This is a genomic window from Arthrobacter crystallopoietes (genome assembly GCF_002849715.1).
In the GTDB taxonomy this organism is placed as follows: domain Bacteria; phylum Actinomycetota; class Actinomycetes; order Actinomycetales; family Micrococcaceae; genus Crystallibacter; species Crystallibacter crystallopoietes.
On record NZ_CP018863.1, the window covers coordinates 2,790,942 to 2,812,556 of the forward strand.

Consider the following 21,615-nt stretch of genomic DNA (forward strand, 5'->3'; position numbering starts at 1 on the left):
TCAGGCCACCGTTCCTGCGGTGGCTGCTGCCACGGATCCTGCTGCCGGCTGCGCCGAAGTGGGCGTGCCGAAGGGCTGGTCCGCGCGGACCGGATCGGTCAGCCGGGCATAGGTATCCGGGCGGCGGGTGGTCAGGAACGGGAAGAGCGTCAGCCAGTCCTTGCGCTGGTCCAGATCGAGGTCCGCCACCAGCACGGCCGACTCGTCCCGCGGAGCCTGCACCAGGATGCGGCCATAGGGATCGGAGATGAAGGAGGAGCCGTAGAAGGTGTTGGTGCCCTCGTTGCCCCAGCGGTTCGGGGCCACCATGAACAGGCCGTTGGCAATGCCGTTGCCCACGATGACCTGCTGCCAGAGCGGCTGGGTGTCGAAGTCCGGGTGATCAGGCTCCGAGCCGATGGCCGTGGGGTAGACCAAGAGTTCCGCGCCGCCGAGCGAGTACATCCGCGCGAGTTCGGGGAACCACTCGTCCCAGCAGGTCGGCATGCCCAGCCGCAGACCGTCCAGTTCAGCGGGCTCGTGCACCGTGTAGGCGTCCTCGCCGGCCGGGCCCTGACGGAAATACTTGTCTTCGTAGTAGCCGGCGGTGACCGGAATGTGGAGTTTGTGCGTGGTGGCCAGCAGTTCGCCCTGCGGCGACACCAGGATGGCGGTGTTCAGGCCGAGCTCGTCGGCAGGGTCATCGGCGCGCTGGTACAGCGAGGCGTGCACGCACACATTGTTGGCGCGGGCGGCCTCTGCAGCGAAAGTGAAGGTGGGGCCGGTCAGGAGGTCTTCGGCCAGTTCCGCGGCGCGGCCCTCGGGGAGCTTATCCGCCGGGTACTTGGACAGCGTGAGTTCAGGCAGGAAGACGACGGCGGCGCCGAGGGCTGCCGCGCGGGCGATCCCTTCGGCGAGTTCGGCCTTGGTCTGCTCCGGGTCGGCATGCCAGCGGTGCTGGACCAGGCCGACGCGCAGCGGAGCGCGATCGCTCCGCTCGGTACGGGCAAAGGAGACAGGCGGATCCAGTTGAGTCAGTTCAATCATTGGGAGAAACACTTCCGTGGGATGCGGGTCACATCAAATGAATTTGATTCATTTATTATGCAGGTGTGAGCCGCCCAACACAAGAGGAAAAATGAATCCCGTTCGTTTAGCTGGGTTTTGCCGCGCGTACGCGGAGTCGCCAAAGAGCGATATGCGGGGTCAATGGCGGGTACGGAAGACGGTGTTCTGCCAGTCCTTGTGGGGTGCTTTGTCGCGGCTGAGCATGACGTGTTTGGTGTTGGTGTATTCCTCGAGCGAGTAGGCGGACATGTCTTTGCCGAAGCCGGAGGCTTTGTAGCCGCCGTGCGGCATTTCGGAGACGATCGGGATGTGGTCGTTGATCCAGACGCAGCCGGCCTGGATTTCGGCGCTGGCGCGCAGGGAGCGGTTGAGGTCGTTGGTCCAGGCGCAGGCGGCGAGGCCGTACGGGGTGTCGTTGGCCAGGGCGAGGGCTTCGTCGTCGGTGTCGAAGGGCAGGGCGGTGAGCACTGGGCCGAAGACTTCCTCCTGCACGATCTCGGAGTCCTGCGCCGCGCCGACCACGAGCGTGGGGCGGTAGTAGGCGCCGGCGGCGAGGTCGCCGCCGGGCGCGTGGCCGCCGGCGAGGATGGTGGCGCCGTCGGCGCGGGCGCGGTCGACGAAACCGGCGACCTTGTCGCGGTGGGCGTGGCTGATCAGCGAGCCGAGGTCCGTGGCGTCGTCGGTGGGGTCGCCGAGGATCACCTGGTCCATGAGTTCGGCGACGCGGGCGGTGAAGGCGTCGAAGAGCGGGCGCTGGATGTAGGCGCGGGTGGCGGCGGTGCAGTCCTGGCCGGCGTTGATGATGGACCCGGCGACGGCGCCGTGGGCGGCGGCCTCGACGTCGGCGTCGTCGAAGACCACGAACGGGGCTTTGCCGCCGAGTTCCAGGTGCACGCGTTTGGCGGTTTCGCTAGCCAGGGCCATGATTTTGCGTCCGACGGCGGTGGAGCCGGTGAAGGAGGTCATGGCCACGTCGGGGTGCCTGACGAGGTGTTCGCCGGCCACGGCTCCGGTGCCGGTGACGATGTTGATCACGCCGTCCGGGATGCCGGCGGCGGTGGCGGCTTCGGCGAAGATGAGGGCGGTGCCGGGGGTGAGTTCGGAGGGTTTGAGCACGATGGTGTTGCCGGCGGCGATGGCGGGCAGGATTTTCCAGCCGGCCATCTGGAAGGGGTAGTTCCAGGGGGCGATGGATCCGATCACGCCGATGGGTTCGCGGCGGATCATGGACGTGCCGCCGGCGCCGTATTCGCCGGCGGCGAGGCCCTGCAGTTGCCGGGCGGCGCCGGCGAAGAAGGAGACGTTGTCGATGGTGCCCGGGACGTCGAACTCCGTGGCCAGGCGGATGGCCTTGCCGGTCTGTGTGGTTTCGACGGCCGCTATGTCCCAGGCGCGGCGGCCCAGTTCTGCGGCGAGGGCGAGCAGGGCGTCGGAGCGCTCGGCCGGGGTGCAGCGCGACCAGGTGGCGAAGGCGCGCTTGGCCGCGGCGACCGCGTCGTCGACGTCGTCCGTAGTCGCGTAGCGGATGGTCTCGGCGGGCTCGCCGGTGGCGGGGTTGATCCGTTTGGCCTCGTCGCCTCGGCCTTCGCGGTACCGGCCGTCAATAAACTGGTGCATTGGTTCTCCTAGTGCAGGGAAGTGGAGTGCAGGGAAGCTGGGGTGTAGCGGTGGAGCTGGTGGGCGTGGGGCGTCGCGGTGGCGCCGGTCAGGAATCGAAGCCGATTCCGGCGGCGTCCATTAGCTTGAGCCAGGGACCGCGCCTGCCCTGGCGGCGGTCCGATCGGATCATGGCGGCCGTGGTGATTTTGACGCCGAGCCAGGCCAGCGGCTCGGGCGGGAACGGGAGCGGTTTCTTGGTCACCAGCTGCAGCCGGGTGCGTTCTGTCGGCGTGCCGGCGAGCAGGTCCAGCAGCACGTTGGCACCGAAACGCGTGGCGCCCACACCCAGCCCCGTGTAACCGGCGGCGTAGGCAACCCGGCCGCCGTACGCCGTCGTAAAGAAGGAGAAGAAGCGGCTGCACGTGTCGATGGCGCCGCCCCACTTGTGAGTGAATTTCACCGACTCCAGCTGCGGGAACGTGGCGTAGAAGTGGGCGGCCAGGCGGGCGAAGGTCTCCTCGCGCTGGTCGTATTCGGCCTTCACCTGCCGGCCGTAGTGGTACACCGCGTCGTAGCCGCCGAAGAGGATGCGCTGGTGCCCCTGCGGATCGGTGGCCAGCCGGTAGTAGTGGAAGCGGTTGTTCAGATCGCTGAGTCCCTGCCGGTTGTGCCAGCCGATGGCCCGCAGCTGTTCGGGCGTCAGCGGTTCGGTCATCAGGACGTAGTCGTAGACCGGCACGGTGTGCAGCCGGGTGCGCTTGAGCAGGGAGGGGAACACATTGGTGGCCAGCGCGACCTTCGCCGCGGTGACCGTGCCGCCGTCGGTAGTCAACCGGACCGGACCGTTGCCACCTGTCGCGGCACTGATGCTGCGGACCGGCGTGTGCTCGTAAATTTCGACGCCGGAGGCCAGGCAGGCGCGCTGCAATCCCCACGCGAGGCGGGCCGGGTGGAGCATGGCCGTGCTCTTCTTGTCCCAGAGGCCGGCCCGGTAGAGCGGGGAGTTCAGTTCCTTGCGGACGGCGTCCCGGTCCAGGAACACCACGTCCGGATCCTTGCCCTCATCCTCGCGCAGCCACTCCACCTGGTGGTCCTCGGTGGCGACGCTGAGCGTGCCCGTCCACTCGAAGCCGCAGTCGATCCCGTACTTCTCCACCGTGTCAGCGATCTGCTGCAGGTTCTCAAGGCCCAGCTCCTGCAGGCGCGCGGTTTCCTGCGGCAGGTGCTTCTCGCCGTTGGCTTCGCCATGGGTCAGACTGGCCTCGCAGAAACCGCCGTTGCGCCCGGATGCCGCCCAGCCGATCCGCTTGCCTTCCAGCAGCACCACGCGCCGGTCCGGATTGCGTTCCTTGGCCATCAGTGCCGTCCACAACCCGGTATAGCCGCCGCCCACGACGGCTAGATCCGTGGCGGTAGCCCCCTCCAGCGGCGGGAGGGGATCCGGCCGGGACGGGTCGTCGAGCCAGTACGGCGTGGTGGAAGCACCGGCCAGCGTCACTTGGATTCGGGACTGCGGGATGCGACGTTCGGCGTCGTCGTACGTAGTACCTGCCCGGCTCATGCCTTCGCCTCCTGCGGCTGTCCGGTGTAGACCGGGATGCCAGCCACCATGGTGAAGTCCGTGCCGACGGTGTGCAGCTCGCCCGGGTCCAGCCGGAAGGGATCCGCGTTCAGCACCACGAGATCGGCGGTCTTGCCGACGGCGATGGCGCCGCCGTCGTCGTTGCGGTTCAGCCAGGCCGAGCCGGCTGTGTAGGACGAGAGGGCGGTCTGCAGTGAAATGGCCTGTTCCGGCAGCAGGGGCGGCACATCGGGGTAGGCAGGGTAGCTGCGGTTGACTGCCACGTGGATGGCCTGCCACGGATCGGGCGTGGACACCGGCCAGTCCGAGCCCATGGCCATGGTGGCGCCGGCCGCCAGCAGCGAGCCGAAGGGATACTGCCAGGCGGCGCGTTCCGCACCGATGAGCGGGACCGTCAGCTGCAGCATCTGGTTGTCATTGCACGCCCAGAGCGCCTGGGCGTTGACCGTCACCCCGAGGGCGGCAAACCGGGCGATGTCCTCCGGATGGATGATCTGCAGGTGCGCCATGTGGTGGCGTCCGCGGGTGTGCGGGTTGCTGCGGCGCGCGTGCTCGACGGCGTCGAGGCCGTCCCGGACTGCGCGGTCCCCGATGACATGCAGGTGCAGGTCGAAGCCGGCCGCATCCAGCGCAACCGCGGTCTCGGTCAGCACCTCCTTGGGCAGGTACAGCAGCCCCCGGTCGTCCCCGTCCGCGTCCTGGTCCGCGGCGGCGTGGCCGGCGCTGCCGCCGCTGGGGTCCCTGCCGTCCGGGTTTCCGCAGCGGCAGGGGCGCAGGTAGGGATCCAGCATCGCGGCCGTGCGGTTCTCGGGCACGCCGTCCACCATGATCTTGGCGCTCGTGGTGACGAATCCGGCGGCACTGTTGTCCCGGCGTCGTTCTTCGAACCCGGCAACCAGCTCGGCGATGTTCTCTGAGGTGGTGCTGCGCGGCACCCAGAGCGCGCCGGTTGCCCTGCCGGTCAGCAGGCCGCGGCCGGCCAGGGTGCGGTAGGCGCTGCTGGCGTCCGGGTAGCCCGCGTAGCTGCCGAGGATGGCCTCCTGCCAGCCGGTGACGCCGACCGAGTGCAGGTAGCGCTGGGCTTCGAGCAGTCCGCCGCAGAGATCCTCTTCCGTGAGTGGCGGCAGGAACTCGTTGACCAGGTCCATCGCGCCCTCGTGCAGCGTGCCAGTGGGGAAGCCGTCCGTGCCGCGTTCGATCCACCCGTCCGCGGGGTCCGGTGTTGCCGCATCCATCCCGGCGAGTTCCAGCGCGCGGGTATTGACCCAGGCGCTGTGATGGTCCGCGTTGATGAGGTAGACCGGCCGGTCCGGCACGATTCTGTCAAGCAAGTTGCGCGTAGGGTAGCCGCCGGGGAAGTCCGCCTTGTGCCAGCCGCCGCCGGTAATCCAGCTTTTTTCGGTGGCGGCCGCATAGTCGGCGACGCAGGCCAGGACAGCGTCCAGCCCGGAGACGTCGGAGAGATCGCAGCCCAGCCGCTCGACGCCGCCGTAGACGGCGTGGACATGGGCGTCCGTGAAGCCAGGGGTGAGGAGACGGCCGGCCAGGTCCACCGTTTCCGCGGCGGTGCCGGCAGCCTCGCGCACCTGCGCGTCCGTGCCCACCGCAGTGATCCGGCCGTCGGTGACCGCTACCGCCGTCGCCGTCGGGTGGACCTGCTGCCCGTCAAAAATCCGACCGGAGTGGAAGATCCAGTCTGCGCTCACAATGCCTGCTTTCCTGATGCTGCCGTTGAGGGGTGTCTCTTATCGAACTGAATGCAGCCCGAATTGTCAACGGTGTTGACTTCACGGATTAGAGTAGGGACAAAACCGGCCGGCGGAAGGTGAAGGGATGGCAGCGGCAGAAACAGGGACGCAGCGGGAGCGTGCCAAGGGGCTTTCGCGCGAGGTCATCGTCGACGCCTGCCTCCGTCTGGCCGACGAGGAGGGCAGTTCGGCGTTGACGTTCCGCCGCATCGGCCGGCTGCTCGGCGCGGATCCGACGGCGCTCTACCGGCACTTCAAGGACAAGGACGAACTGCTGCTGGCGCTCGCGGACCGGCTGATCGGCGAGGCCTTGAAGGACTTCGAACCGGCGCCGTCCTGGCGGGACACCATCAAGGAGCTTGTGGTGCGCGGCCGCCGGGCCTACTTGGCCCATCCGCAGGTGGCGGCGCTCGCGGCCGTGCGGGTGACCCGGCAGGAGTCCGAGATGCAGTTCGTCGAGACCATGCTCGCCACGTTCAGGCAGGCCGGTTTCGGTGCGGAGGACGCCGTGCGGACCTACCGGGCCTGCGCCGACTTCATGCTCGCCTGGACCGGATTCGACGCCGCCCTGAAGTCGCTGGGCGAGAAGTCCGAGGCGGACAACCGCGCCTGGGCAGAAGCCTACGCCCAGGCTCCGGCGGAACGTTTTCCGAACGCAACGGCATCGGCTGCGGCGATGGCCGGCATCAGCGACGAGGACAACTTCGACTTCGCGCTCGAACTGCTGCTCGACGGCATCGAGGCCCGGCTCCGCGCCTGCGTTGCTGCTCCGCCGGCTGCTCCGCCGGCTGCTCCGCAGGCCAACCGAAAGGAACCGCAACCATGACCGTCAACGGGAACATCTCGTTCTGGTACGCCGCGGACGGCATCCCCGCGCCGCGCCCCGCCTTGGCTCAAAGCACGACGGCGGACATCGCCATCGTGGGCGCCGGCTACACCGGGTTATGGACCGCCTACTACCTGAAGCAAGCGCGGCCCGAGCTGGACGTGGCGGTGCTGGAGAGCCGCTTCGCCGGCTTCGGCGCCTCCGGGCGGAATGGCGGCTGGCTGACCAACAGCATCACCGGCGGCCGGGACCAGTACGTCAAGACTCATGGCCGCGCCGTCGTCGGGCGCTTCCAGCAATTGCTCAACGAGACCGTGGACGAAGTCATCGCCGTGACATGTGCCGAGGGGATTGACGCGGACTTCCACAAGGGCGGCGAGCTCAACGTGGCGCGCAACCACGCCCAGCTGCAACGCCTGCGGGCCTGGGCCCAAGAAGAAGCACTCTGGCCGGAGGCCGGGACGCAACTGCTCTCTGCCGGCGGGACCGCGGAGCGGGTGAAGATTGCCGGTGCCCTCGGCGGGCTGTGGCAGCCGCACTGCGCCCGAATCCACCCGGCGAAGCTCGCGCGCGGACTGGCGGCCGCCGTCGTACGTTTGGGAGTCAGGCTCTACGAAGGCACCACAGTGACGGAAATAGCGCCGGGTCTGGCCCGCACGGAACACGGAGATGTCACGGCCAGGTACGTGCTCCGGGCCACCGAGGGATTTACCGCGAACCTGAAAGGCGCGCACCGGGACTGGCTGCCGATGAACTCGTCCATGATCGCAACCGAACCGCTGCCCGAGGCGGTCTGGGCGGACATCGGCTGGGAGCACCGGGACACCGTGGGCGACCTGGCCCACGCCTACATGTACGCGCAACGCACCGCGGACGGGAGGATTGCGCTCGGTGGCAGGGGAGTGCCGTACCGCTTCGGCTCCCGAACGGACACCGACGGTGCCACCCAGCAGCGGACCATCGAACTGCTGACCGGGATCCTGCACGACATGTTCCCGGCTGCCCGGGGTGCCGCGGTCGACCATGCCTGGGCGGGTGTGCTGGGCGTACCGCGGGACTGGAAGGCCACTGTGGGCCTGGACCCGGCGACCGGACTCGGCTGGGCCGGCGGCTATGTGGGCACCGGCGTCGCGGCCACCAACCTCGCCGCGCGTACCCTGCGCGACCTGATCCTAGCGCCGGGCAGCGAGCTGACCATCATGCCGTGGGTCAACCGCAAGGTCCGGCGCTGGGAAATCGAGCCGCTGCGTTGGATCGCCGTGCAGGCCATGTACAAGGCGTACTACGCCGCTGACAAGGCGGAGAACCGCCGGCAAGGGCCGACGTCGTTGATCGCCAAGGCGGCAGACAAAGTCTCCGGGCGGTAGGGCAGTTCGGCACGGCTACGATTGCCGCATGGGTAGACGCACTTCGGGCTTCATCGCGACGGCCGCATTCTCAGCTGCGCTCGCCGTCCTGCTCGTAGGTTGCGCATCCTCGCCGACGACCACCTATCAGACGGAAAGCGGCCAGCAGATCACCGTTGACTGGGCGGAGTACCCGGGGCACGCCTACTCCGCCGCCGAGGACGTGCTGCATGCACCGCCGGCTGAAGAACTCGAGGCCGTATCAACGAAGCTGCTCGGTGAGATCGAGGCGCGGCTTACGGACGAGTTCGGGCTCGCCTGGGAAGACGGACCGGACGACGGCGGGAACTTCTTCCCGCAGGAGGGCAACGGCTACGGCGGCGACTCGCTCTACGTCTCCTTCAACTCTGCGCCGCGCGAAAGCCGGACCGTCCCCGAAGATCCCCGGGACTGGCACCGGGCCTGGACATTGTCTCCGAGGTAACCGGGTCCTACGGCCTCGGCAAGCTTGAACTGGGGAACCTGGATCCTGACCTGGCCGAAGAGACCGCCGAGCGCCTCGGCTCGGCCGAACTGGAAGAACAGTGGCAGTGGTTCGGCGACGCATACGGCCAGTCCCAGTGGATGAGCCTCACGTTGACCGATGTGGAGCGGGACCCGACCGGTGAGGCCGCCGAGGAGATGAAGGGCAGCATCGAGTACGGCTGGAATCCGCGTTCCATCACCATTTCCTATGGCGCCACCACTGTCCGGAGTGAAGACCGGGAAGAGTTCCTGGCGGCACTGGAACCGTTCGAGGGCCTGGACCGCCCGGACGCGACCACTTCCGACTGAAGAGCACCTCCGACAGGCCTGGCCAACGACGGCGGCGGGCGGCAAGTATTTGCCGCACACCGCCGTCGTTGTTTGTTTCTTAGAGGTGGTTGAGCCCTTCGACCAGGACGGAGCGCAGGATCTGCTCAATCTGGTCGAACTCGCGCTGGCCAATGGTCAGCGGCGGGGCGAGCTGGACCACGGGGTCGCCGCGGTCATCGGCGCGGCAGTAGAGGCCGGCGTCGAGGAGCGCATTGGAGAGGAAGCCGCGCAGCAGGTGTTCGGACTCCTCGGCGTTGAAGGTCTCCTTGGTGGCCTTGTCCTTGACCAGCTCGATGCCGTAGAAGTAGCCCTCGCCGCGGACGTCGCCGACGATCGGCAGGTCCAGCAGCTTCTCGAGCGTGGCGCGGAAGGCCGGAGCGTTCTGCTTCACGTGGGCGTTGAGGCCTTCGCGTTCGAAGATGTCCAGGTTGGCCATGGCAACGGCGGCGGAGACCGGATGCCCGCCGAAGGTGTAGCCGTGGTAGAACGTGGTGTCGCCGTGCTTGAACGGCTCGAACAGCTTGTCCGAGGCGATCAGGGCGCCGATGGGGGAGTACCCGCTGGTCAGGCCCTTGGCGCAGGTGATCATGTCCGGAATGTAGCCGAAGTCGTCGCAGGCGAACATCGACCCGATCCGGCCGAACGCGCAGATGACCTCGTCCGAGACCAGCAGGACATCGTACTCGTCGCAGATTTCGCGCACCCGCTGGAAGTAGCCCGGCGGCGGCGGGAAGCAGCCGCCGGAATTCTGCACCGGCTCCAGGAAGACTGCGGCCACCGTGTCCGGGCCTTCGAATTCGATGGCCTCGCCGATCCGGTCCGCGGCCCAGCGGCCGAAGGCCTCCGGATCTTCCAAGCCCGACGGCGCCCGGTACTGATTGGTGTTCGGCACACGGAAGGCGCCGGGTACCAAGGGTTCGAAGGGCGCTTTCATATCCGGAATGCCGGTGATGGACAGCGCGCCCTGCGGGGTGCCGTGGTAGGCGACGGCGCGGGAGATGACCTTGGTTTTGTTCGGCTTGCCCTTGAGTTTGAAGTACTGCTTGGCCAGCTTCCACGCCGTTTCCACTGCCTCGCCGCCGCCGGTGGTGAAGAAGACCCGGTTCAGGTCGCCCGGAGCGTAGTGCGCCAGGCGTTCCGAAAGATCGATCGCAGCGGGATGGGCGTAAGACCACAGCGGCATGAAGGCCAGTTCCTTCGCCTGCCGGGCTGCGGCCTGCGCCAGTTCTTCACGGCCGTGGCCTACCTGGACCACAAAGAGGCCCGCGAGCCCGTCGATGTATTCGTTGCCCTGGTCGTCGAAGATCAGATGCCCCTCGCCCCGGCTGATCACCGGGACCGAGCCGCCGCCGGCCAGGTTGGAGTGGCGCGCCATGTGCATCCAGAGGTGGTCGCGCGCGGCTTGCTGGCGGTCCGTGCCGCGGGGCGTTGTATAGGTGCGGGTGGTGGATGTTTGAGTCATCGTGTTCCCCAGTTGTAGGCCTGCTTCCGCAGGGACAGATACATCAGTGTTTCGGTGCTCAGGACACCGGGAATGCTGCGGATCTGGTTGACCAGCAGCAGCAGATCGTTGTCGTTTTCGCAGATGATTTCGGCGAGGATGTCGAAAGTGCCGGCGGTAGCCACGCAATAGTCCACTTTGTCCAGGGCGGCCACTTGGTCCGACACCCTCAGCACGTCATTGTTGGCCTTGATGCCCAGCATGGCTTGGCGGGAAAACCCCATCTGCATGGGGTCCGTGACAGCGACAATCTGGACAATGCCGCTGTCCATCAGTTTCTGCACCCGCTGGCGGACCGCGGCTTCCGAGAGGCCAACGGCTTTGCCAATGGAAGCGTAGGAGCGCCGGCCGTCTTCCTGCAGTTGTTCGATGATGGCCTTGGATACCGTGTCCACGGGGCCATGTGCGTGCCCGCTGCCCGGGTGCGTCGATCCGTTGTTGTTCGCAGTGCTCTCGGGCTGGGCCGTCAAAATATCACCACCTCCGGCGGGGGATGCGCCGGATGGGGACCGGCCGCGTGAATGTTTATGCCATTGAAGCCGCTGGCCTGTCGGTGCGCAAGCCCTTTCGCTACGAAATAAGTTGAGAAAGCAGGATTTGATGCAGGGATCCGTTGGGTAACGAAAAATTTACAACTGAATCCCTTGTCGGGCGTCCTGCGGTCTGGCATGATCTTCGTCACAGTGTCCATCACCTCAGGGAGCTTCAGATGCCAAATCGCTTGCCCGACGATCCCCGACTCCGCCGCCTGGTCGGCGCACAGCTGTCCCGCCGGAACATCCTGATGGGCGCGGGCGGCTTGAGCCTCGCCGGGCTGCTGGCCGCGTGCGGCACCGGTGGAACCGGCACGACGTCGGATGGTCCCGCCGGAGAAGCGGCTGCAGCGGAAGATCTTTCGGCGTCGGAAAAGGAAGTCAACTGGGCCAACTGGACCCTCTACCTCGACTACGACGACAAGTCCCAGAGCTATCCGTCATTGGAAGCCTTCACCGCCGCCACGGGCATCGCGGCGAACTACTCCGAAGACATTGACGGCAACGACACTTACTTCGGGAAGGTCCAGGCGCAGTTGGCAGCCGGCCAGGACATCGGGCAGGACATCATCACGCTGACGGACTGGATGGCGGCGCGGTTGATCCGCCTCGGCTACACACAGGAACTGGATCACGCCAACATTCCGAATGCTGCGAACTTGCTCGAGACCCTGAAGGACGTCGACTTCGACCCCGGCCGGAAGAACTCGCTGACGTGGCAGTCCGGATTCGCCGGCATCGCCTGGAACAAGGAAGCAGTGCCGGGCGGCCTCAAGACTGTCTCCGACCTGTGGAAGCCGGAGCTCAAGGGCCGCGTGGAGGTGCTGGATGAGATGCGCGACACGATGGGCCTGATGATGTTGGAGAACGGCGTCCGCATTTCCGGTGGTTGGGGTGCGGATGAATTCTCGAACGCATTGGATGACCTGACGAAGCAGATTTCGGACGGCCAGATCCGCCAGGTGAAGGGCAACTCCTACAAGGAGGATCTGATCTCCGGCGACGCCCTTGCCGTGATCTGCTGGTCCGGCGACATCACGCAGCTGAACTTCGAGAATGGCGACAAGTGGGAGTTCGCCCTCCCCGATGCGGGCGGAACGCTGTGGTCGGACAACCTGATGGTGCCGATCGGGGCGCCGCATAAGGCGAATGCCGAAGCCCTGATGGACTTCTACTACGACCCGAAGAACGCGGCGACGGTGGCAGCCTACGTGAACTACATCTGCCCGGTCCAAGGCGCCCGGGAAGAAATGGAGAAGATCGACCCGGAGCTGGTGGAGAACCCGCTGATCTTCCCCAGCGACGACTATCTGGCGAAGGCCCATGTGTTCCGCTCGCTCAGCGCTGACGAGGAAACCGACTTCACCAACCGGTTCCAGAAAGCGATCGGCAACTAATGACGATGGTTCAGACCAAACCGGAAAAGCACGACGCCGACGCCGAGAACCAGGGTGCCGACCTGCGGCTCGCTGCCATCACCAAACGGTTCGGCGGCTTCCTTGCCGTAGACAACCTGGACCTGGAAATCCCGGCCGGATCGTTCTTCGCGCTGCTGGGTCCCTCCGGCTGCGGAAAGACCACCACCCTGCGGATGATCGCCGGCCTGGAGCAGCCCACGTCCGGAAGCCTCAGCATCGGCGGCAAGGACATCACCGGAACCAGCGCCCACGAGCGGCCGGTCAACACCGTGTTCCAGAACTATGCGCTCTTTCCGCACATGAGCGTGCTGGACAACGTGGCCTTCGGGCTGAAGCGCCGGAAGATCCGGGACCACCAGGTTAGAGCCAAGCAGGCCTTGGAGCTGGTGGAACTGGCGCATCTTTCGGCGCGGCGGCCGGCGCAACTGTCCGGCGGACAGCAGCAGCGCGTGGCCCTGGCCCGGGCAATCGTGAACGAGCCCGCGCTGCTCCTGCTGGATGAACCGCTGGGGGCGCTGGACATGAAACTGCGCCGGCAGATGCAGGTGGAGCTGAAGCGGATCCAGACCGACGTCGGCCTGACCTTCGTCCACGTCACCCATGACCAGGAAGAGGCCATGACCATGGCGGACACTGTGGCCGTGATGAACCAGGGGCAGGTGGAGCAGCTGGGTGCCCCGCGAGAGCTGTACGAACTGCCGCGGACCGCTTTTGTGGCGAACTTCCTCGGCAAGTCCAACCTGGTAGCGGGTGAAATTATAGAGGACCGCGGCGACGCCGTCGTTATTAGTGCAGGCGGAAACCGGTTGGCCGTGCGCAAGGACCGTTCCACCACGCACCATGGCAAGGCGCTGATCGGGATCCGGCCGGAGAAGCTGCGGATGATGTGGCCCGCGGATGCTCCCGCCGATGGATCGAACATCCTGCGGGGCCGCGTGCTGGACTCTTCCTTCACTGGGGTCAGCACCGAGTACCTTGTGGAGGTGGCGGGGATCGGGCCGGTGGGTGTTTTCAGCCAGAACCACGGCCAGCAATCGGCGGCTCCCGGCGACGACGTTGTGCTGACCTGGGATACCGCGCATGCCTTCGGCCTGGATGGCGACGAAGACACGCAGGCCGGGGCCAGGGAAGCGGAAGCGGCGGCGACATGAGTCTGTTGACGGCCCCGCGCAGCACCAAGGCGAAGCCGGAGGAGACGCGCAGTGCGTCGGAGATCCGGGCGGACAAGCGCCGCGGACGGGTGGGCTATCTGCTGATCCTGCCCGGCTTCATCTTCATGCTGCTCTTCTTCGTGCTGCCGGTTTTCTCCCTGCTGGCCACCTCGCTCTACACCAAGCCGCCCGGCGCGGATATCGGCCAGTTTGCGCCGGCGTTGCAGTTCAGCAACTACACCGCAGTGCTGGGCAGTTACTGGCCGGAACTGGTCCGGTCCTTCGCGTTTGCGCTGATCGCCACGGTGGCGGCGCTGGCGATCGGGTACCCGATGGCGTACTTGGTGGCAGTGCGGCTGCGCGGCAGGAAACTGCTCCAAGGCATCCTGCTGGTGCTGATTATCGCCCCGTTCTTTACCAGCTTCATCCTGCGTACCCAGGCGTGGAAGCAGATCCTGGCGGACGAGGGGCCGGTGGTTGCGGTGCTGCGGGCAGTGGCCCTGCTGCCCGAGGACGGGCGGCTGACCGCCACGGCCTTCGCCGTGGTCTGCGGCCTGACCTACAACTTCCTGCCGTTCATGACGCTGCCGATCTACGCCAACCTGGAGCGGCTGGACACCCGGCTGATCGAAGCGGGCGGCGATCTGTATGCCAACCCCTTCACCACGTTCCGCACGGTCACGCTGCCGCTGTCGATGCCTGGCGTCATCGCCGGCACGCTGCTGACCTTCATCCCGGCCTCGGGCGACTACATCAACGCGGCGCTGCTGGGCAATAACCAGAACACCACCATGATCGGGCAGGTCATCGATTCGAGGTTCTTCCGCGTGGTGGACTACCCGGGCGCCTCGGCCCTGTCCTTCGTGCTGATGCTGGCCATCCTGTTCCTGGTGATCCTGTATGTCCGCCGTTTCGGTACCAAAGAGTTGCTCTAAGGAGGCCTCATGAGAAGAAGAATCGGCCCATGGCTGGTACCGGTTTTCGGCGGACTGGCCTTCCTGTTCCTGCTGGTCCCCATTGCCTACGTGTTCGCCTTTTCGTTCAACGACGCCGGCCGGACCAACCTCACCTGGCGCGGCTTCACGCTGGATAACTGGCGCAACCCCTGCGGCGCACCGGCGGTATGCGAGGCGCTGGCCAACAGCCTGCAGATCAGCTCGGTTGTCACCATCATCGCCACCATCCTGGGCACGGCCATCGCCATTGGACTGGTGCGTTATCGGTTCAAGTTCAACGCCACGGCCAACATGCTGATCTTCCTGCCGCTGGCGACGCCGGAAGTGGTGCTCGGCGCTTCACTGCTGGCCCAGTTCCTGAACATCGGTGTGGACCTGGGGGTGGGGACGATCATCATCGCCCACAGCATGTTCTGCATTTCCTTTGTGGTCGTCGCGGTGAAGGCCCGCGTGGCCAGTTTGGACCCCAAGCTGGAGGAAGCCGCGGCGGACCTGTATGCATCGCCGATCCAGGCCTTCTGGCGGGTCACCTTCCCGCTGCTGCTCCCGGGCATCGTGGCCGCGGCGCTGCTGGCCTTCGCCATGAGTTTCGATGACTTCATCATCACCAACTTCAACTCAGGCAACGTGGACACGTTCCCGAAGTTCATCTACGTCGCCGCAACCCGTGGCATCCCGGCACAGGCCAACGTGATCGGTTCGGCCATGTTCATCATCGCGCTGCTGATTGTGATCGGCGGGCAGATCCTGTCCAACCGGCGGGCGAAGCTGCTGGCCGCGCGCTGAGTTAACCGGCGGTGCTTGCGGCGTCAGCCCATTCCCGCCGCTGGGCGTCCAGCCCGGAGATGAGCCCGTCGAGCCCCAGCCGGAAGGCCGCGTCCGCGGGGGCTCCGTCGGCCGGCAGCTGGCGCGCCCGCACAGCCGAGGTGAAGTGCGGGCTGGAATCGGCCAGCTCGCCGGTTTCGAAAATGTCTTCCGGGGCGGCCACGTCAAAGGCGGAGCCGAAGATGAAGGACTCCAGTGCAACGATCGCCGGGACCACCAACGGCTCCGGCCAGCCGGCGTCGAGAAAGCCGCGGGTGAGTTCCTCATACATCTGCAGGGTGCGCGGTGCGCCGGTCACGGGCAGCACCGCGATGACGGGAATCAGCGGGGAGTGCTGGGCGAACACGTCGCGGTAGGACCATGCCCAGTTGCGCACTGCCTCAGGCCAGGGGAGTGTGCCGAAGCCGCTGACGTCCACCCCGTTCATCAGGTGGTCCTGCAGGAGCAGGAGGACATCGTGCTTGGACTTCACGTGGTTGTACAGCGCGGACGGCGCAACGCCCAGGCGCCGGGCAAGGGCTGACATGGTCAGGGCGTCATAGCCGCTGGCCTCGATCAGTTTCAGGGCCGCCGACGTGATGAGCTCCTTGGACAGGACCTTCTGTGCCGGGCGTCCGGCAGAGCGGTGCGTCCCCGATGCTGAAACCGCGATGGCGGGCCTCCTTGTGGCTCGTTTCCTCAACGGCCCGTGCGGGCCGCTAAAAATATCCTACGTTCCGCTTCCCATCCGTCCGGCCACCGGCTACAGTTAAAGTAAATGAACGTTATTCATTTATGTCGAACACACACGGGAGTGAAAGAGTGAACACCATGGAACGCGACGTCGTCATTATCGGCGCAGGGCCCTCCGGGCTGACGGCCGCCTGGGAGCTGAAGAAGGCCGGCCTGAGCGTTGCCGTGCTGGAAGCCCGCGACCGCGTCGGCGGCCGCACCTGGACGGACACCATCGACGGCGCCATGCTGGAAATCGGCGGCCAGTGGGTCTCGCCGGACCAGACTGCGCTGCTGGGGCTGCTGGACGAACTGGGCCTGGAAACGTTCCCGCGCTACCGCCACGGTGAGTCCATCTACATCGGTCCGGACGCAAAGCGGCAGCGCTACACCGGCGAGATGTTCCCCGTCAGCGAGCAGACGCAGGCCGAAATGAACCGCCTGATCGGGATCCTGGACACGCTCGCCGCGGAGGCCGGTCCCGAGGCGCCATGGACCCATCCGATGGCGCGGGAACTGGACACCATTTCCTTCCATCACTGGCTCCGCAAGCAGTCCAGCGACGAGGACGCCTGCAACAACATCGGCCTCTTCATCGCGGGCGGCATGCTGACCAAGCCCGCGCACTCCTTCTCCGCGCTGCAGGCCGTGCTGATGGCCGCCTCCGCCGGCTCCTTCAGCAACTTGGTCGATGACAATTTCATCCTCGACAAGCGCGTCATCGGCGGCATGCAGCAGGTGTCGGAACGACTCGCTGCAAAGCTGGGGGACGACGTCGTACTCAACAGCCCGGTGCGCACGCTGCGGTGGGCAGGGCAGGCGCCGGATGCCGCCACCGCTGCCGCGGATTCAACGCACGACGGCGTGACCGCCATTTCGGATTCCGTCACCGTACGTGCCCGCTATGCAATCATGGCCGTGCCGCCGAACCTGTACTCGCGGGTCTCCTTCGAGCCGCCGCTGCCGCGCCGCCAGCACCAGATGCACCAGCACCAGTCGTTGGGCCTGGTCATCAAGATCCACGCCGTCTACGAGACTCCGTTCTGGCGTGAAGAGGGCCTCTCCGGCACTTGTTTCAGCCCGACCTCCGTGGTGCAGGAGGTCTACGACAACACGAATTACCAGGATCCGCGCGGCACCCTAGTCGGCTTCATCTCCGATGAAAAGGCCGATGCCATGTTCGAGCTCAGTGTGGAGGACCGCAAGGCCGCCGTTTTGGGTGCGGTCGCAGAGTACCTCGGTCCGAAGGCGCTGGAGCCCGTGGTCTACTACGAATCCGACTGGGGTTCGGAGGAATGGACCCGCGGCGCCTATGCGGCCAGCTATGACCTGGGCGGGCTGCACCGCTACGGAAAGGACCAGCTCACGCCGGTCGGCCCGATCTACTGGTCTTGCTCGGACTTGGCTGCCGAGGGTTACCAGCATGTGGACGGGGCCGTCCGGATGGGACAGCAAACCGCCGCCCGGATCCTCGGCGCCGCTGAAACCGCAGGCACTGCCGCGGCCTCGGCGCCTGCCAGCACCGGTGCCGGCGAGCCTGCCGGGACTGCGCGCCACGGGGCGTGAGCAGCATGCGCAGGTACGTTGTCGGCTACACGGCCACCGAAAACGGCAGGGATGCGGTCAATCTGGCCGTGGCCCTGGCTCGCAGCCAGCAGGCCTCGCTGGATCTGGTCATGGTCCAATCGCCGGACTCGCCCTATGCCGGGACGTACCCGCCGTCGGACCGGGGCTACGAACGGATTCTTGCGGAGCAGCTCGATCAGTGGCTGGCCGAAGGTCTATCACTGGTGCCCTATGACGTGACAGCGAAGGCCCATGTGTTCCAGGCCGAGTCAACCGCCGAGGGCCTGATCGAGGCCGCGCGCGAGTTCTCCGCAGCGGTGATCGTGGTGGGTGCTGCCCGCAGCAGTCTGCTGCGCCGGTTCAGCATCGGGAGCGTTGCCTCGGCACTGCTGCACGCCGCCGACGTGCCGGTGGCGCTGGCGCCCAAGGGCTACCGGCGGCAGGAACTGATCACGCGCCTGACCTGCGGGATCGGAACCAGGCCCGGTGCCGACGACGTCCTGCAGGCAGCAGTAGGGGCGGCGTCCTGGCGGTCGCTGCCGTTGCGGCTAGTGTCCCTGGTGGCCCTGGACCCGGACAATCCGGAAGCCGTCCGGGCCGCGGAAGCGAACATGGCCGAGCGTTTTGCCGCGGCTGCAGCACAGCTCCCGGGCAAGGTGACCCGGACCGTTGCCCCCGGCAAGACCATCGAGGATGCCATTGACGGACTGGACTGGGACGAGGGCGAGCTGATGATAATCGGCTCCAGCCGGCTGGCCCGGAACAACCGCCTTTTCCTGGGGGCAACGGCCAACAAGGTGCTCCGGGCGCTGCCGGTGCCGATGGTCGTGGTGCCGCGCAACTACCGGTCGGACCGGACTGCACTGGCAGACACAAACAAGGATGGCTAGCCATGAGTGAATCCACCGGCACCCGCAGGGCATCCGGACTGAGCCGCAAGGGTCTGCAGGGCGGCTCGGTGGGGCTGCTTGGCGCCGTCGTTATTGGGGTTTCCTGCATTGCCCCGGCCTACACACTGACCGCGTCGCTGGGGCCAACCATTGCCGAGGTGGGGGTGCAGCTGCCGGCGATTTTCCTGGTCGGCTTCATCCCGATGCTCCTGGTGGCGCTGGGCTACCGCGAGCTGAACAACGCGATGCCCGATTCCGGCACCTCGTTCACCTGGGCCACCCGCGCCTTCGGGCCGTGGGTAGGCTGGATGGGCGGCTGGGGGCTGGTCGCGGCGACCATCATTGTGCTCTCGAACCTAGCCGCCGTTGCGGTGGAATTCTTCTACCTGATGCTGGCGCAGGTCACCGGTAATGCTGCGCTGGCTGCGCTGGCAGAGAACGTTCCGCTGAACATCGCCACCACCCTGGTGTTCATCGCGCTGGCCTGCTGGGTGTCCTACCGCGGCATGGAAACCACCAAGAAGCTGCAGTACGTCCTGGTCGGCTTCCAGCTGCTGGTGCTCGCCTGGTTCGCCGTCGCCGCCTTCGTCCATGTGGACAACGGGACGGCCTTTGACGCCTCGGCCATCAGCGCCGAGTGGTTCAATCCGTTCGCGGTGGATTCCTTCTCGACCTTCGCGGCCGGCGTCTCGCTGTCCATCTTCATCTACTGGGGCTGGGACGTCACGCTGACCATGAACGAAGAGACCAAGGACCCGGAGAAGACGCCGGGCCGGGCCGCTGCTGCCACCATTTTCGTGATCGTGGTGCTGTACATGCTCATGGCGCTGGCCGTGCTGAGCTTCGCGGGAATCGGGACCGAGGGCCTCGGCGCAGGTAATCCGGAAAACCAGGAAAGCATCTTCGCGGCCCTGGCCGGACCGGTGATGGGTCCGTTCGCCATCCTGATGTCGCTGGCCGTGCTGAGCAGTTCCGCGGCTTCGCTGCAGTCGACCTTCGTGTCCCCGGCACGCACCATGCTGGCCATGGGCCATTACCGCGCCCTGCCGGCAAGCTACGGGCGGATCAGCCCACGCTTCAAGTCCCCGGGCTACGCCACGGTGGCCGCGGCCATCGCTGCCGGAGCGTTCTATGCGGTCACGCGGGTGCTGTCCGAGAATGCCCTCTGGGACACCATCACGGCGCTGGGCATGATGATCTGTTTCTACTATGGCGTCACCGCGCTGGCCTGCGTCTGGTATTTCCGGGCCGAAGCGTTCGCCGGCGCCCGGAACTTCTTCTTCAAGTTCCTCTCGCCGCTGCTCGGCGGGATCATCCTGCTGGTGATGTTCTTCCAGACCGCCAAGGACTCGCTGGCTCCGGCCTACGGCTCCGGCTCATCGGTGGGAGGCGTCGGCCTGGTCTTCATCCTCGGCTGCGGCGTAATCCTGCTCGGCGCGGTGCTGATGTTCGTGATGTACAAGCGGCACCCGGGCTTCTTCCGGGGCGAGACCCTGCGCCGCGGAACCGCTGCCGACGATGCGGGTCAGCGGGTCTGATTCCGCTTCCGCTTCCGGTCCTTGTGTGCAACGGCCCGAAGCTGGATGATCCGGGCGGCACCGGCCATGGCAGTCAGCAGTCCGCCGCCGACGGCCGCTACGAACAGGGCCAGGCCCAGGTTGACCGTGCCTTCGAAGCCGAAGTATCGCAGCGTGACCTGGTCCTGGTTCTGGGCGATGAAGATGATCAGCAGCACCAGCAGAATCAGGCCCGCCACCGTGGCCGTCCAGATCATGCCGGCCCGGGTTATCCGCGGCTTGTCCTCGACGTCCCTGTCCGCCGGCTCGGGCCGCTTGGGTTCGTCCTTCCCGGCTTTGCCCTTCTCCTTCCCGGTTTTCCCCTTCGGCACCACTGCACCGCCGGAAGCACCGGAAGCGCCGGAAGCGTCGGGCTTTGCGGGTTCCTTGTGCCCGGACTCTTCGCGGGCGGGAATGTTATCGGGCGTGCGCGGATCGGAGGCCATGGTTTCTCTCTTCTCTTGGCAGCAGTCTCGCCGCAAAACGGCGGTTGTCCTTCAGCATAGGCCCGCCCGCACTCCACCGTCAGGAGCGGCAGGCAGATCGGCAGCGGTTAGCACGAAGGGGATCGGCGCTGCTCGGGATAGTCGGGATCAGGATCATCGCCGCGAAAGGAGGCTGGCCGCCGTCGTAATTCCAGTGAAGCACTCCGGCACCCGACGGAACAGGACCTCCGGTTGGCAACACGCATCTGGGCCGGATGCAACAGCGCGTCGTGGCCCTCAGCCCGGAGACATTAGGCTAATGCCATGCCCTCTACCGAGACCTCCACTAGTAACAGAATGCTTGAACGGATCGCCGCGATCCTGGATGCTGTGGACGGCACTTCAGCTTCTGCCAGTGAACTCGCCCGCAGAACCGGACTTTCGGTATCAACTTCCCACCGGCTGGCGCTATCGATGGTGGAATACGGCTTCCTGCGCCGTAACGAAAGCGGCGGCTTCCAGTTAGGCCATCGATTTGTCCGTACCGCGTTGGAGAATGCGGCGCTGCCGGTTTTGACCGAATTGCGCGATACCACGGGGGAGACCGCCCAGCTGTGGATCCGCCGCGGGGATGAACGTATTTGCCAGCTGAGCGTTGACAGCCAGCATGAGCTGAAGGCGACCCTGCCGGAGGGGGCGCGCCTGGCGTTACCGGCAGGATCGAGCGGACGGCTCCTGGCGAGGGAGGGTGAGGCCATGGAGGAACTGGAGGCAAAGGGCTGGGTCGAATCCGTGGGGAGGAGAACGCCCGGTCTTGGCTCGGTGAGTGCGCCGGTGCTGTCACGGAACCAGATAATTGCCACGATCTGCCTAGCCATGCCGCTGAGCCGCATCAAGGAATCACCCGGCTCGGACTTCGGTACAGCAGTGAAGCAGGCTGCCCACCGGATAGAAGCCGATCTCGCACAAGCCCAGTAACGGTAACTCGGGCCCGCGCCATCCCTCACTACGCAGCCCCCTGGAGATTTTTCTCCAGGGGGCTTGTGGTGGTGGCGATCGCTTGCTACACTCTTCCCGCCA

20 protein-coding genes are annotated in these 21,615 nt (G+C 66.3%); 12 read left to right on the top strand and 8 right to left on the bottom strand.

Annotated features, from left to right (window positions below):
• The 4 genes from AC20117_RS13130 to AC20117_RS13145 form a co-directional block, all read right to left on the bottom strand.
• Nucleotides 1-1,026, bottom strand: coding sequence for a nitrilase-related carbon-nitrogen hydrolase (locus AC20117_RS13130; protein WP_074699349.1), 1,026 nt, complete (start codon nt 1,024-1,026; stop codon nt 1-3).
• A gap of 159 nt (nt 1,027-1,185) precedes the next feature.
• The gene (locus tag AC20117_RS13135) at nt 1,186-2,664 is read right to left on the bottom strand and encodes a gamma-aminobutyraldehyde dehydrogenase (RefSeq protein WP_074699348.1); all 1,479 of its coding nucleotides are present in this window, start codon (nt 2,662-2,664) and stop codon (nt 1,186-1,188) included.
• Between the two features lie 88 nt (nt 2,665-2,752).
• Nucleotides 2,753-4,207, bottom strand: coding sequence for an NAD(P)/FAD-dependent oxidoreductase (locus tag AC20117_RS13140; RefSeq protein WP_074699347.1), 1,455 nt, complete (start codon nt 4,205-4,207; stop codon nt 2,753-2,755).
• On the bottom strand, nt 4,204-5,934 hold the full coding sequence (locus tag AC20117_RS13145) for an amidohydrolase (RefSeq protein WP_074699346.1): 1,731 nt from the start codon (nt 5,932-5,934) through the stop codon (nt 4,204-4,206). The genes AC20117_RS13140 and AC20117_RS13145 overlap by 4 nt, the downstream gene beginning before the upstream one ends.
• Nucleotides 5,935-6,061: 127 nt before the next feature.
• Between AC20117_RS13145 and AC20117_RS13150 the strand changes: the two genes are divergently transcribed.
• The 4 genes from AC20117_RS13150 to AC20117_RS13165 all read left to right on the top strand — a co-directional run bounded on the left by AC20117_RS13150 (nt 6,062) and on the right by AC20117_RS13165 (nt 8,982).
• The gene (locus AC20117_RS13150) at nt 6,062-6,802 is read left to right on the top strand and encodes a TetR/AcrR family transcriptional regulator C-terminal domain-containing protein (protein WP_074699345.1); all 741 of its coding nucleotides are present in this window, start codon (nt 6,062-6,064) and stop codon (nt 6,800-6,802) included.
• The gene (locus AC20117_RS13155) at nt 6,799-8,169 is read left to right on the top strand and encodes an NAD(P)/FAD-dependent oxidoreductase (protein WP_074699344.1); all 1,371 of its coding nucleotides are present in this window, start codon (nt 6,799-6,801) and stop codon (nt 8,167-8,169) included. Before AC20117_RS13150 ends, AC20117_RS13155 begins: the two co-directional genes overlap by 4 nt.
• A 28-nt stretch (nt 8,170-8,197) precedes the next feature.
• The gene (locus AC20117_RS13160; protein ID WP_074699343.1) at nt 8,198-8,632 is read left to right on the top strand and encodes a hypothetical protein; all 435 of its coding nucleotides are present in this window, start codon (nt 8,198-8,200) and stop codon (nt 8,630-8,632) included.
• A 140-nt stretch (nt 8,633-8,772) separates the two neighbouring features.
• Nucleotides 8,773-8,982 carry a hypothetical protein gene (locus tag AC20117_RS13165; protein WP_139186738.1) on the top strand — a complete coding sequence of 70 codons (210 nt, stop codon included), beginning with the start codon at nt 8,773-8,775 and terminating at the stop codon, nt 8,980-8,982.
• Nucleotides 8,983-9,061: 79 nt separating this feature from the next.
• On the opposite strand, the gene AC20117_RS13170 is transcribed toward AC20117_RS13165, so the two are convergent.
• Together AC20117_RS13170 and AC20117_RS13175 are read right to left on the bottom strand one after the other, a co-directional pair.
• Entirely contained in the window at nt 9,062-10,465 is a 1,404-nt protein-coding gene (locus AC20117_RS13170; RefSeq protein WP_074699341.1) for an aspartate aminotransferase family protein, read from the bottom strand.
• Nucleotides 10,462-10,899 (bottom strand): Lrp/AsnC family transcriptional regulator, encoded by a 438-nt coding sequence (locus tag AC20117_RS13175; RefSeq protein ID WP_236777576.1) that lies wholly within the window; start codon nt 10,897-10,899, stop codon nt 10,462-10,464. The genes AC20117_RS13170 and AC20117_RS13175 overlap by 4 nt, the downstream gene beginning before the upstream one ends.
• Before the next feature lie 314 nt (nt 10,900-11,213).
• Between AC20117_RS13175 and AC20117_RS13180 the strand changes: the two genes are divergently transcribed.
• Genes AC20117_RS13180 through AC20117_RS13195 form a run of 4 tightly spaced genes read left to right on the top strand, consistent with a single transcriptional unit; the run spans nt 11,214 to nt 15,348 of the window.
• Nucleotides 11,214-12,434, top strand: coding sequence for an ABC transporter substrate-binding protein (locus AC20117_RS13180; RefSeq protein ID WP_074699339.1), 1,221 nt, complete (start codon nt 11,214-11,216; stop codon nt 12,432-12,434).
• A 5-nt stretch (nt 12,435-12,439) separates the two neighbouring features.
• Nucleotides 12,440-13,606 (top strand): ABC transporter ATP-binding protein, encoded by a 1,167-nt coding sequence (locus AC20117_RS13185; RefSeq protein WP_074702934.1) that lies wholly within the window; start codon nt 12,440-12,442, stop codon nt 13,604-13,606.
• Nucleotides 13,603-14,541 (top strand): ABC transporter permease, encoded by a 939-nt coding sequence (locus AC20117_RS13190; protein ID WP_074699338.1) that lies wholly within the window; start codon nt 13,603-13,605, stop codon nt 14,539-14,541. Before AC20117_RS13185 ends, AC20117_RS13190 begins: the two co-directional genes overlap by 4 nt.
• A gap of 9 nt (nt 14,542-14,550) precedes the next feature.
• Entirely contained in the window at nt 14,551-15,348 is a 798-nt protein-coding gene (locus AC20117_RS13195) for an ABC transporter permease (RefSeq protein WP_074699337.1), read from the top strand.
• 1 nt (nt 15,349) lies between these two features.
• Here AC20117_RS13195 and AC20117_RS13200 read toward each other — a convergent pair whose 3' ends face one another.
• Nucleotides 15,350-16,069: a TetR/AcrR family transcriptional regulator gene (locus AC20117_RS13200; protein WP_236777302.1), complete on the bottom strand. Its 720-nt coding sequence runs from the start codon at nt 16,067-16,069 to the stop codon at nt 15,350-15,352.
• Nucleotides 16,070-16,197: 128 nt separating this feature from the next.
• Here AC20117_RS13200 and AC20117_RS13205 point away from each other — a divergent pair, with 128 nt between their 5' ends.
• The 3 genes from AC20117_RS13205 to AC20117_RS13215 are packed head-to-tail and all read left to right on the top strand — an operon-like array spanning nt 16,198 to nt 20,092.
• Entirely contained in the window at nt 16,198-17,664 is a 1,467-nt protein-coding gene (locus AC20117_RS13205) for a flavin monoamine oxidase family protein (RefSeq protein WP_418202257.1), read from the top strand.
• Nucleotides 17,665-17,669: 5 nt separating this feature from the next.
• Nucleotides 17,670-18,554: a universal stress protein gene (locus AC20117_RS13210; protein ID WP_074702930.1), complete on the top strand. Its 885-nt coding sequence runs from the start codon at nt 17,670-17,672 to the stop codon at nt 18,552-18,554.
• Nucleotides 18,555-18,556: 2 nt separating this feature from the next.
• Nucleotides 18,557-20,092: an APC family permease gene (locus AC20117_RS13215; protein ID WP_074699335.1), complete on the top strand. Its 1,536-nt coding sequence runs from the start codon at nt 18,557-18,559 to the stop codon at nt 20,090-20,092.
• Here AC20117_RS13215 and AC20117_RS13220 read toward each other — a convergent pair.
• Entirely contained in the window at nt 20,080-20,556 is a 477-nt protein-coding gene (locus AC20117_RS13220; protein ID WP_074699334.1) for a LapA family protein, read from the bottom strand. The two genes, AC20117_RS13215 and AC20117_RS13220, sit on opposite strands and share 13 nt — an antisense overlap.
• A 336-nt stretch (nt 20,557-20,892) precedes the next feature.
• On the opposite strand from AC20117_RS13220, the gene AC20117_RS13225 reads away from it, so the two are divergent.
• Nucleotides 20,893-21,513 carry an IclR family transcriptional regulator gene (locus AC20117_RS13225; protein WP_083339558.1) on the top strand — a complete coding sequence of 207 codons (621 nt, stop codon included), beginning with the start codon at nt 20,893-20,895 and terminating at the stop codon, nt 21,511-21,513.
• Nucleotides 21,514-21,615: the final 102 nt, after the last annotated feature.